General features: G+C 43.8%; 11 protein-coding genes and 1 other annotated feature. Of the genes, 10 read left to right on the top strand and 1 reads right to left on the bottom strand.

Annotated elements, in window-relative coordinates; all coding sequences use genetic code 11:
• The first annotated feature begins 13 nt into the window (after positions 1–13).
• From HT718_RS08315 to trpA, 9 genes are all read left to right on the top strand, one after another.
• Positions 14–1,243, top strand: coding sequence for a DegT/DnrJ/EryC1/StrS aminotransferase family protein (locus tag HT718_RS08315; protein ID WP_173268165.1), 1,230 nt, complete (start codon positions 14–16; stop codon positions 1,241–1,243).
• Between the two features lie 425 nt (positions 1,244–1,668).
• Complete coding sequence (gene trpB, locus HT718_RS08320) at positions 1,669–2,847, top strand: tryptophan synthase subunit beta (RefSeq protein ID WP_033676443.1); 1,179 nt, start codon at positions 1,669–1,671, stop codon at positions 2,845–2,847.
• Positions 2,838–3,069 (top strand) — a binding site (T-box leader). (Overlaps the previous gene by 10 nt.)
• 71 nt (positions 3,070–3,140) lie before the next feature.
• A complete protein-coding gene (gene trpE, locus HT718_RS08325; RefSeq protein WP_173268166.1) occupies positions 3,141–4,502 on the top strand; it encodes an anthranilate synthase component I in 1,362 nt (453 codons plus the stop codon).
• Positions 4,499–5,065, top strand: a complete 567-nt coding sequence (locus HT718_RS08330; protein WP_173268167.1) for an aminodeoxychorismate/anthranilate synthase component II — start codon at positions 4,499–4,501, stop codon at positions 5,063–5,065. The genes trpE and HT718_RS08330 overlap by 4 nt, the downstream gene beginning before the upstream one ends.
• Positions 5,066–5,075: 10 nt before the next feature.
• Positions 5,076–6,080, top strand: coding sequence for an anthranilate phosphoribosyltransferase (gene trpD / locus HT718_RS08335; RefSeq protein ID WP_173268168.1), 1,005 nt, complete (start codon positions 5,076–5,078; stop codon positions 6,078–6,080).
• Positions 6,077–6,844, top strand: a complete 768-nt coding sequence (gene trpC / locus HT718_RS08340) for an indole-3-glycerol phosphate synthase TrpC (RefSeq protein WP_173268169.1) — start codon at positions 6,077–6,079, stop codon at positions 6,842–6,844. The genes trpD and trpC overlap by 4 nt, the downstream gene beginning before the upstream one ends.
• The gene (locus HT718_RS08345) at positions 6,831–7,430 is read left to right on the top strand and encodes a phosphoribosylanthranilate isomerase (RefSeq protein ID WP_173268170.1); all 600 of its coding nucleotides are present in this window, start codon (positions 6,831–6,833) and stop codon (positions 7,428–7,430) included. The genes trpC and HT718_RS08345 overlap by 14 nt, the downstream gene beginning before the upstream one ends.
• Complete coding sequence (trpB, locus tag HT718_RS08350; protein ID WP_000331265.1) at positions 7,408–8,631, top strand: tryptophan synthase subunit beta; 1,224 nt, start codon at positions 7,408–7,410, stop codon at positions 8,629–8,631. The genes HT718_RS08345 and trpB (HT718_RS08350) overlap by 23 nt, the downstream gene beginning before the upstream one ends.
• On the top strand, positions 8,624–9,400 hold the full coding sequence (gene trpA, locus HT718_RS08355; protein WP_173268171.1) for a tryptophan synthase subunit alpha: 777 nt from the start codon (positions 8,624–8,626) through the stop codon (positions 9,398–9,400). The genes trpB (HT718_RS08350) and trpA overlap by 8 nt, the downstream gene beginning before the upstream one ends.
• Here the strand turns inward: trpA and HT718_RS08360 are convergent.
• A complete protein-coding gene (locus HT718_RS08360; protein WP_173268172.1) occupies positions 9,372–10,031 on the bottom strand; it encodes an A24 family peptidase in 660 nt (219 codons plus the stop codon). The genes trpA and HT718_RS08360 overlap by 29 nt on opposite strands.
• Before the next feature lie 69 nt (positions 10,032–10,100).
• Here HT718_RS08360 and HT718_RS08365 point away from each other — a divergent pair, with 69 nt between their 5' ends.
• Positions 10,101–10,556: a GNAT family N-acetyltransferase gene (locus HT718_RS08365; RefSeq protein ID WP_173268173.1), complete on the top strand. Its 456-nt coding sequence runs from the start codon at positions 10,101–10,103 to the stop codon at positions 10,554–10,556.
• Positions 10,557–10,896 lie beyond the last annotated feature (340 nt).

Genomic DNA, 10,896 nt, shown 5'->3' on the forward strand with positions numbered 1-10,896 from the left:
AAGGAGCAAATCAATGCCAAATTACAATATTCCATTTTCACCACCCGATATTACGGAAGCAGAAATTGCTGAAGTAGCAGACACCCTTCGTTCTGGTTGGATCACAACAGGTCCTAAGACCAAAGAACTGGAGCGTCGCTTGTCCCAATACACACAGACACCTAAGACTGTCTGTCTTAACTCTGCGACTGCCGCGCTTGAGTTGGTTTTGCGCGTCTTGGAAGTTGGGCCTGGTGATGAAGTCATCGTTCCAGCCATGACCTATACAGCTTCATGTAGTGTCATCACTCATGTGGGAGCAACACCAGTCATGGTGGATATCCAAGCAGATACGTTTGAGATGGACTATGATCTGCTGGAGCAAGCTATCACTGAGAAAACTAAGGTGATTATCCCAGTAGAGCTTGCAGGGATTGTTTGTGACTATGACCGTTTGTTCCAAGTTGTGGAAAACAAACGTGACTTGTTTGTTGCTTCAAGCAAGTGGCAAAAAGCCTTTAACCGTATTGTGATAGTCTCTGATAGTGCCCATGCTTTGGGATCTACTTATAAAGGACAACCAGCTGGTTCCATCGCTGACTTTACTTCCTTCTCTTTCCACGCCGTTAAGAACTTTACAACGGCCGAAGGTGGAAGTGCGACTTGGAAATCCAATCCAGCGATTGATGACGAAGAAATGTACAAGGAATTCCAAATCCTTTCTCTTCACGGTCAAACTAAGGATGCTCTTGCTAAGATGCAGCTGGGTTCATGGGAATACGATATCGTAACTCCTGCCTACAAGTGCAATATGACAGATATCATGGCTTCTCTTGGTTTGGTACAATTGGACCGCTATCCAAGTTTGTTGCAACGTCGTAAGGACATCGTGGACCGCTATGATCGTGGTTTTGCAGGTTCTCGCATACATCCTTTGGCACACAAGACTGAAACTGTCGAATCTTCACGCCACCTCTACATCACTCATGTAGAAGGAGCGAACTTAGAAAAACGCAATCTGATCATCCAAGAATTGGCTAAAGCAGGAATTGCAAGTAACGTCCACTACAAACCGCTTCCGCTCTTGACAGCCTATAAGAATCTTGGCTTTGATATGGCGAATTATCCTAAGGCCTATGCCTTCTTTGAAAATGAAATTACGCTCCCTCTTCACACTAAATTAAGTGATGAAGAAGTGGACTATATCATTGAGACTTTCAAAACAGTTTCTGAAAAAGTACTAGCTTCATCAAAAAAATTGTAAAAAAGTCTTGACAAAGAAAAAACAAAGTATTAAAATAAGTTCAACAAATCAGAAAAGTAACTATTTTTGATCTTCAGGGAGCCTGTGGTGATTGTGAACAGGTGGTTGGAAGTAGTGAAAGTGGGCTGATTTTAAAAATGAATTTGAAACAATGAAAATTCGGTGCGCACACCTTACAGTGCAACTTGTTGTTAGACAAGGCAGAGATGTAAAGGGATAGTCCCTTTATAATTGAGGTGGCACCGCGTTACCAACGCCCTCACACGGAATTTAATTCTGTGTGTGGGCTTTTTTCTTTCGGTCATTTTGTTTTTCTTTTATTAGGGCGTTAAGTCGCTTTGATGAACTTAAGTTCTATCTGCAGCTCCTTGCCTACTACTAAAAGCAAACAAAAAGCCGAATAAATACAGAAAGAGGAAATTTTTATGACAACTAAAGGTTATTTTGGACAATTTGGTGGTAGTTTTGTACCGGAGCCGATTCAGGCTTTGTTGGATGAATTGGAAGTGACATTTGAAAAGTACAAGGATGATCCAGAATTTTTGGCAGAATTTCGCCATTACTTGAAGGATTATTCAGGTCGCGAAACACCGCTCTATTTTGCAGAAAGTTTGACAGAGCACCTAGGTGGAGCTAAGATTTATCTCAAACGTGAAGACCTTAACCACCTTGGTTCTCACAAGCTCAACAACGTTTTAGGACAGATTCTTCTTGCTAAACGCATGGGCAAAAAACGAGTAATCGCAGAAACAGGAGCTGGTCAGCACGGGGTTGCGACGGCGGCAGCTGCAGCCAAGTTTGGTATGGCCTGTGATGTCTACATGGGGGCAGAGGATGTGGAGCGTCAACGTCTCAATGTTTTCCGTATGGAGATGATGGGAGCGACTGTTCACGCAGTTGAAACAGGGACTCGTACCCTCAAAGATGCTGTTGATGCAGCCTTTGGAGCATGGATGAATGATTTGGAAGCCTTCTACGTTTTGGGATCTGCTGTGGGACCTCACCCATATCCAACCATTGTTCATGAGTTCCAAAAGGTCATTAGTGAAGAATCTCGCCGTCAAATCTTAGAAAAAGAAGGACGCTTACCAGACTACGTTATTGCTTGTGTAGGTGGTGGTTCCAATGCCATCGGTGCTTTTTCTCAGTATGTGGCTGATGAAGAAGTTAAATTGGTTGGGGTTGAAGCTGCTGGTCACGGACTTGATACAGACAAGCACGCAGCTACTATGACAAAAGGTAGTATCGGAATTGTCGACGGCATGAAGACTTATGCAGTCTTTAAGGAAGATGGAGAGCTAGCTCCAGTTTACTCTATCTCAGCTGGATTGGACTATCCAGGGGTTGGCCCAGAACACGCCTACTTTAAAGATTCAGGTCGCGTGGAATATGTCGCTGCGACGGATGAAGAAGCTGTTCAGGCTCTCCTCCTTCTCAGCAAGACTGAAGGAATTATCCCAGCGATTGAAAGTTCGCACGCTATCGCAGAAGCAGTTAAACGTGCACCGAAACTAAGCAAAGACGACATTATCATCATCAATGTCTCTGGTCGTGGAGACAAGGACGTAGCTGCGATTGCAGACTATCTAGAAGCTAAAAAATAAAAGATGGAAAAATTACAGTCTTTTCTCTCACAGAGAGCTTGTGGTTGCTGGAAACAAGCAGAGAAAGCTGTAAGGTTGGGTCCATTTGAAACAAGAGAAAAAAACATAATTCTCAAGGGAGTGCCCTTTATCGCACAGTCTGTTACAGGAGGTTTCTGAGACAGGAATGAGAGATAGGAGAAATCCTATAATTGAGGTGGCACCGCGAATTTCGTCCTCACGCAAGTTGTTTTGCGTGGGGATTTTTCATACAGTCGCCATGGACTAGAAGTAGAACTGAAAGGGAAATTACAATGGAACGAATCATTCATGGAGATGTCTTATCACCAATCTTGGCTTATATGCGCTTAAAGGGGCAACACAAGGTTATTTTAGAAAGTATTCCGAGAGACAAGGAAACAGCTCGTTTTTCTATCTTAGCCTATAATCCAGTTTTTGAGATTAAGTTTGAAAATGGAGTCCTTTATCAAAATGGTCAAGTGATTGATCAGGATCCCTTGGATTTCCTTTATGAAGTGACTCATAAGAGACAGCACCATTCAGATCTACCTTTTGGTGGTGGGGCAATTGGTTTTGTTGGTTACGATATGATTTCGCTTTATGAAGAAATTGGTCAAATTCCTGAAGATACAATTGGAACGCCAGACCTTCATTTCTTCGTTTATGAGAGTTACATGGTCTTTGACCACAAGAAGGAAAAAATCCATGTCATCGAGGATGCTCTCTATAGTGAGCGTAGTCAAGAAGACTTGGAAGAAGCCTTGAACCAAGTGCTTGAGGAATTACGCATTCCTGCTCCAAATGAATTTGAAGACTTGGATCTATCTCCGTTAAACTTCAAACCGCATATCGCTCCTCAGAAGTTTGAGGAAATGGTGGAAACCGCTCGTGACTTGATTCGTAACGGGGATATGTTTCAATGTGTACTCAGTCAGCGTTTTTCAGCAGAAGTTACTGGAAATCCATTTGACTTCTACAGAAATCTCCGCGTGACTAATCCTTCTAATTACCTTTATTTCTATGATTTTGGGGATTATCAAATCATCGGTGCCAGTCCAGAAAGTTTGGTTTCTGTCAAAAATGGCATCGTGACAACCAATCCAATTGCGGGGACGCGACCAAGAGGCGCTACGGACGAAGAAGACAAGGCCTTGGCGACAGACCTGCTTTCGGATGAGAAGGAAACAGCAGAGCATCGGATGTTAGTAGACTTGGGTCGTAATGATATTGGTCGCATCTCTGAAACGGCAAGTGTCCAAGTTACCAAGTATATGGAAGTGGAGCTTTTCCGTTATGTCATGCATTTGACCAGCGTGGTCAAGGGGCGTTTGCTTCCAGAACTCACTGCTATGGATGCCTTGAAAGCAACACTTCCAGCTGGAACAGTGTCAGGAGCACCAAAAATTCGCGCGATGAGACGCATCTATGAACTGGAAACAGAAAAACGGGGCGTATACGCAGGAGCAATCGGCTACTTGTCTGCGACGGGTGATATGGATTTCGCCATTGCCATCCGAACTATGATTCTCAAAAATCAAACAGCCTATGTGCAGGCTGGGGCAGGTATCGTCTACGATTCCATCGCCCAAAACGAATACCAAGAAACCATTAACAAAGCAAAATCTATGACTAGAATTGGAGAACTAAGACCATGATTTTATTGATTGACAACTATGATTCTTTTACCTATAACTTGGCCCAATACATTGGGAATTTTGCAGAAGTTCAGGTTGTGAGAAATGATGATCCCAAGCTGTATGAAGAAGCTGAAAAAGCAGATGGTCTGGTCTTTTCTCCTGGTCCTGGTTGGCCAGTTGATGCTGGAAAGATGGAAGACATGATTCGTGATTTTGCTGGCAAGAAACCGATTCTTGGAATTTGTTTGGGTCATCAAGCCATCGCAGAAGTCTTTGGTGGGAAGTTAGGCTTGGCTCCAAAAGTCATGCATGGGAAACAGAGCAATATCAGCTTTGAAGCACCATCTGTTTTGTATCAAGGTATCGAGGATGGCCGTGCGGTCATGCGTTACCACAGTATCTTGATTGAAGAAATGCCAGAAGACTTTGAAGTGACAGCTCGTTCGACTGATGACCAAGCCATCATGGGGATTCAACACAAAACACTTCCAATTTATGGCTTCCAGTACCATCCAGAGAGCATTGGAACGCCAGATGGCTTGTCTTCTATTCGGAATTTTATTGAGAAGGTTGTAAAGTGAGGAAACTATGATGAAAGAGATTATTGAAAAACTAGCAAAATTTGAAAATTTATCAGGTGTGGAAATGACGGATGTCATTGAGCGTATCGTAACTGGGCGTGTAACGGAGGCGCAGATTGCTTCTCTCCTCTTAGCTCTTAAGATGAAGGGGGAAACACCTGAAGAACGCACAGCCATTGCCCAAGTCATGAGAGGGCATGCCCAACATATTCCAACTGAAATTCATGATGCCATGGACAACTGTGGTACTGGTGGGGATAAGTCTTTCAGCTTTAACATTTCGACAACTGCAACCTTTGTCTTGGCTGGTGGTGGTGTTCACATGGCAAAACACGGTAACCGCTCGATTTCTTCTAAATCTGGTTCTGCAGATGTCCTAGAAGCCTTGGGCATCAACCTAGACCTCAAACCAGCTGAACTAGGTAAGGTCTTTGATAAAACTGGCATCGTCTTTCTCTTTGCTAAAAATATGCACCCAGCTATGAAATACATCATGCCAGCTCGTTTGGAGTTGGGAATTCCAACGATTATGAACTTGACTGGTCCCCTGATTCACCCAATGGCTTTGGAAACACAGCTTCTTGGTATTAGTCGTCCAGAACTTCTAGAAAGTACAGCTCAGGTTTTGAAAAATATGGGTCGCAAACGCGCTATCGTGGTTGCTGGTCCAGAAGGATTGGACGAAGCTGGTTTGAATGGAACAACCAAGATTGCACTTCTTGAGAATGGCGAAATCAACTTGTCAAGCTTTACTCCAGAAGATCTAGGGATGGAACGCTACGCTATCGAAGATATTCGTGGAGGGAATGCTCAGGAAAATGCAGAAATTTTGCTTAGCGTTCTTAAAAATGAACCAAGTCCATTCTTGGAAACGACAGTTTTAAATGCTGGTCTTGGTTTCTATGCTAATGGTAAGGTAGATAATATCAAGGACGGAGTTGCCTTGGCTCGTCAAGTCATTGCTAGCGGCAAGGCCCTTGAAAAACTCAGACTGTTACAGGAGTACCAAAAATGAGTCAGGAATTTTTAGCTCGAATCTTGGAGCAGAAGGCGCGTGAGGTCGAGCAGATGGAGCTGGAGGAAATCCAGCCCCTGCGTCAAACCTATCGCTTGGCTGAATTTTTGAAGAATCATCAGGACCGCTTACAGGTAATCGCTGAGGTCAAGAAAGCTAGCCCTAGTCTGGGAGATATCAATCTCGATGTGAATATTGTGCAACAGGCCCAGACTTATGAAGAAAACGGAGCAGTGATGATTTCTGTTCTGACAGATGAAGTTTTCTTTAAAGGACATTTGGATTATCTACGGGAGATTTCCAGTCAGGTACAGATTCCAACGCTCAACAAGGACTTTATCATCGATGAAAAGCAAATCATTCGAGCTCGCAATGCTGGTGCGACAGTCATCCTGCTCATTGTGGCTGCCTTGTCAGAAGAACGTCTCAAGGAACTGTATGACTACGCGACAGAGCTTGGTCTGGAAGTCTTGGTGGAAACCCACAATCTAGCTGAACTAGAGGTAGCTCACAGACTTGGTGCGGAGATTATTGGGGTTAATAACCGCAACTTGACTACCTTTGAAGTTGACTTGCAGACCAGTGTAGATTTGGCTAAACATTTCAAAGATGATTGCTTGTACATTTCTGAATCTGCTATTTTCATTGGGCAGGATGCAGAACGAGTAGCACCATCCTTTAATGGAATTTTAGTTGGGACAGCTCTTATGCAGGCAGAAGATGTGGCCCAGAGAATCAAGGAGTTGCAGATTGACAAAGGTTAAAATTTGTGGACTATCGACAAAAGAAGCGGTGGAGACAGCCGTGTCAGCAGGAGCCGACTATATCGGTTTTGTCTTCGCACCTAGTAAAAGACAGGTGACCTTGGATCAGGCTGCTGAGCTGGCAAAGCTTATTCCTGCAGATGTCAAAAAGGTTGGTGTATTTGTTTCACCAAGTCGGGCAGAACTGCTAGAAGTCATTGACAAAGTTGGCTTGGACTTGGTTCAAGTTCACGGTCAGGTGGCGGATGATTTATTTGAGAATTTGCCTTGTGACAGTATTCAGGCTGTGCAGGTGGATGGAGAGGGTCATGTACCCAATTCTCAGGCAGACTATCTACTCTTTGATGCCCCTGTGGCAGGAAGTGGCCAGCCCTTTGATTGGGGTCAACTGGATACGACTGGATTACCTCAGCCTTTCTTTATCGCAGGTGGGCTTAATGAAGACAATGTAGTAAAAGCAATTCAACACTTTACTCCCTATGCAGTAGATGTATCGAGCGGAGTGGAGACAGATGGACAAAAAGATCATGAAAAGATTAGAAGATTTATAGAGAGGGTAAAGAATGGCATATCAAGAACCAAATAAAGATGGATTTTACGGAAAATTCGGAGGACGTTTTGTCCCAGAAACATTGATGACAGCAGTTTTGGAGTTGGAGAAAGCCTACCGTGAAAGTCAGGCAGACCCAAGTTTCCAAGAGGAATTGAACCAACTCTTGCGTCAGTACGTGGGACGCGAAACTCCCCTCTACTACGCAAAAAACTTGACCCAGCATATCGGCGGAGCCAAGATTTATCTTAAACGTGAAGACCTCAACCATACAGGGGCCCACAAGATTAACAATGCCTTAGGACAAGTTTTGCTTGCCAAACGCATGGGTAAAAAGAAAATTATCGCTGAAACAGGTGCTGGTCAACACGGTGTGGCAACTGCAACAGCTGCAGCCCTCTTTAACATGGAATGTACTATCTACATGGGTGAGGAAGATGTTAAACGCCAAGCCCTCAATGTGTTCCGTATGGAGCTTTTGGGAGCTAAGGTTGAGGCAGTGACAGACGGTTCGCGGGTGCTCAAGGATGCAGTCAATGCGGCCCTTCGTTCATGGGTAGCAAATATCGATGATACCCATTATATCCTTGGTTCTGCCTTGGGGCCTCATCCATTCCCAGAAATCGTTCGTGACTTCCAAAGCGTTATTGGTCGAGAGGCTAAACAACAGTACCGTGACTTGACAGGTCAAGATTTGCCAGATGCCCTAGTAGCCTGTGTTGGTGGTGGATCTAATGCCATCGGTCTCTTCCATCCATTTGTAGAGGATGAGTCTGTAGCTATGTATGGAGCTGAAGCAGCAGGACTTGGTGTGGATACAGAGCACCACGCAGCAACCTTGACCAAGGGTCGCCCAGGTGTCCTCCATGGTTCTCTTATGGATGTGCTCCAAGATGCCCATGGTCAAATTCTTGAAGCTTTCTCTATCTCAGCAGGTTTGGACTATCCTGGTATCGGTCCTGAACATTCTCACTACCATGATATCAAACGTGCCAGCTATGTTCCTGTGACAGACGAAGAAGCCTTGGAGGGATTCCAACTCTTGTCTCGTGTGGAAGGGATTATCCCAGCCTTGGAATCTAGTCATGCTATCGCCTTTGCGGTGAAATTGGCCAAAGAACTTGGACCAGACAAATCCATGATAGTCTGTCTATCAGGTCGTGGGGACAAGGATGTAGTTCAAGTCAAAGACCGCTTGGAAGCAGATGCAGCAAAGAAGGGAGAAGCTCATGCCTAAGACACTAACAGAAAAATTGAACGCTATCAAAGCAACTGGAAAAGGAATTTTTGTTCCCTATATCATGGCTGGAGATCATGAAAAAGGTTTGGATGGTCTTGGTGAAACAATCCACTTTTTAGAAGATTTGGGTGTTTCAGCTATTGAAGTGGGCATTCCCTTTTCAGACCCTGTTGCAGATGGACCTGTTATCGAAGAAGCTGGCTTGCGCAGTTTAGCCCACGGGACCTCTACCCAGACTTTGGTTGAAACCTTGAAAACCATTGAAACAGAGGTTCCACTGGTCATTATGACCTACTTCAACCCCCTCTTTCAGTACGGTGTGGAGAATTTTGTCAAAGATTTGGCAGATACAGCGGTTAAGGGCTTGATTATTCCAGACCTTCCTCATGAGCATGCCAACTTTGTGGAGCCCTTTTTAGCAGACACAGACATCGCCTTGATTCCTCTAGTTAGTTTGACGACAGGGATTGAGCGCCAGAAAGAGTTGATTGATGGGGCAGAAGGATTCGTCTATGCGGTTGCCATCAATGGGGTGACAGGGAAAGCTGGCAATTACCGCGCAGACTTGGATAAGCACTTGGCACAATTGCATCAAGTGGCCGACATTCCAGTATTGACAGGTTTTGGTGTATCTAGTCAAGCCGATGTAGAACGCTTCAATGCGGTGTCAGATGGTGTTATTGTTGGTTCGAAAATCGTAAAAGCTCTCCACCAAGGAGAGCCGATTCAGGACTTTATCAAACAAGCAGTAGCTTACCAAAAATAATTACACAAGCAGCGAGTAAGAGGAAAGGCACGAAAGGAATTCTTTCCTTTTTCTTTTGTAGGAGAAAGGAAAGAATTCCCGTTGCAGAAGCAAACTGAATCAAGATCAGTAATTCGGTCACACTAAAGATGAGAGCACAAGAAGCTAAAAAGAGAAAATCCCCTGCGCCCATGCGGATATCGATAAAATGAGCCACAATTCCAAGGACAAGGAAGAAGACCATGACCAGATTCCATCCAGAGGAAGCCATGAGGATTAGGTGGAAAGTCATCCAGACCAGTAAGGGATACTCCTGATGGAGAAAGTCGTAGATGCCCAAGGTCAAACCAGCAGTGATTAGGATGACTTGGTTCAAGGAAAGTAATTCCCAAGACCAAGCTAGAAAGAGGAGTCCTAAGCCCAATTCAAAGAGGGCATACCAGAATGGATAGCGAATCTTGCAGTAGCGGCAGCGAAAGTGATTAAAAACCTGTGAGAGAATCGGAATCAAATCTAAGGGGCGCAAGCGAGTCTGACAGGAATCGCAGTGACTAGCAGGTTGGATAATGGATTGCTCTGGAAAACGGTCAATGACCAAACCAAGAAAGGAAGCGAGAATGCTCCCGACAAGAAAAAAATAAAAATCAATCATACTTATCTATTCGTAAAAAATGGGAGAAGTAGTATAATGGAAAAACATAGATAAGATGGTGAGGCAAAGATGACAATTCGTTTTGAAGAAAATGTGAGCACAGAAAATGCTCAGCTCGTCTGCCAATGGTCCAATTCCCTTGGCAAAGTCTTTCAAGAACAATGGATGGGACCAAGGATTCCTTTTCCCTTAACAATTCAAGTTTTGCAAGATTTGGAAGGAATCTTTTCAATCTTTGAAGGCCAAGAGTTTGTCGGGCTTATCCAGAAAATTAGGCTAGAAGACAGCAATCTTCATATTGGAAGATTTTTTATCAACCCCCAGAAACAGGGGCAAGGCTTAGGTAGCCAGGCTTTAAAGAAATTTGTTACTTTGGCCTTTGAAAATGGAGACATAGACAGTATTTCTCTAAATGTCTTCGAGGCAAATCAAAGAGCTAAGAATCTTTACCAAAAAGAAGGATTTGAAATCGTTCAAATAGTTGAAGCACCTGTACGAAAATACATCATGAAAAAGAGGAGATAGAAAGTAAAAATCCTTTAAATCAATGTTGACTGCAATTGTGAACCTAAATCAGCCCCTCAAAAGGGACTGTATATGAATGAACGTTACCAGTGTTTAAAAACTAAAGAATATCAGGCACTTTTATCTTCCAAGGGTAGATAAATTTTCGCTAAACGTAAGATTGATATGAAATCTGTCTTTGGGCAGATAAAGGTTTGCTTGGTTATAAGAGATGTCATCTGAGAGGTAAACGTAAAGTGAGAATTGACATGGGATTCGTACTCATGGTCAACAACCTGCTGAAATATAATAAGAGAAAGAGGCAAAATTAAAAAGCTAGAGTTTGAACTGCACCCCAAAA

Origin of the sequence: Streptococcus sp. 714 (assembly GCF_013277115.1) — a bacterium.
GTDB lineage: Bacteria > Bacillota > Bacilli > Lactobacillales > Streptococcaceae > Streptococcus.

Bases quoted from the DNA above. Each gene is read 5' to 3' on its own strand.
- HT718_RS08365 (WP_173268173.1), top strand. From the start codon at position 10,101: ATGACAATTCGTTTTGAAGAAAATGTGAGCACAGAAAATGCTCAGCTC.
- HT718_RS08330 (WP_173268167.1), top strand. From the start codon at position 4,499: ATGATTTTATTGATTGACAACTATGATTCTTTTACCTATAACTTGGCC.
- HT718_RS08315 (WP_173268165.1), top strand. From the start codon at position 14: ATGCCAAATTACAATATTCCATTTTCACCACCCGATATTACGGAAGCA.
- trpE (WP_173268166.1), top strand. From the start codon at position 3,141: ATGGAACGAATCATTCATGGAGATGTCTTATCACCAATCTTGGCTTAT.
- HT718_RS08360 (WP_173268172.1), bottom strand. From the start codon at position 10,031: ATGATTGATTTTTATTTTTTTCTTGTCGGGAGCATTCTCGCTTCCTTT.
- trpD (WP_173268168.1), top strand. From the start codon at position 5,076: ATGAAAGAGATTATTGAAAAACTAGCAAAATTTGAAAATTTATCAGGT.
- trpB (WP_033676443.1), top strand. From the start codon at position 1,669: ATGACAACTAAAGGTTATTTTGGACAATTTGGTGGTAGTTTTGTACCG.
- trpC (WP_173268169.1), top strand. From the start codon at position 6,077: ATGAGTCAGGAATTTTTAGCTCGAATCTTGGAGCAGAAGGCGCGTGAG.
- trpB (WP_000331265.1), top strand. From the start codon at position 7,408: ATGGCATATCAAGAACCAAATAAAGATGGATTTTACGGAAAATTCGGA.
- trpA (WP_173268171.1), top strand. From the start codon at position 8,624: ATGCCTAAGACACTAACAGAAAAATTGAACGCTATCAAAGCAACTGGA.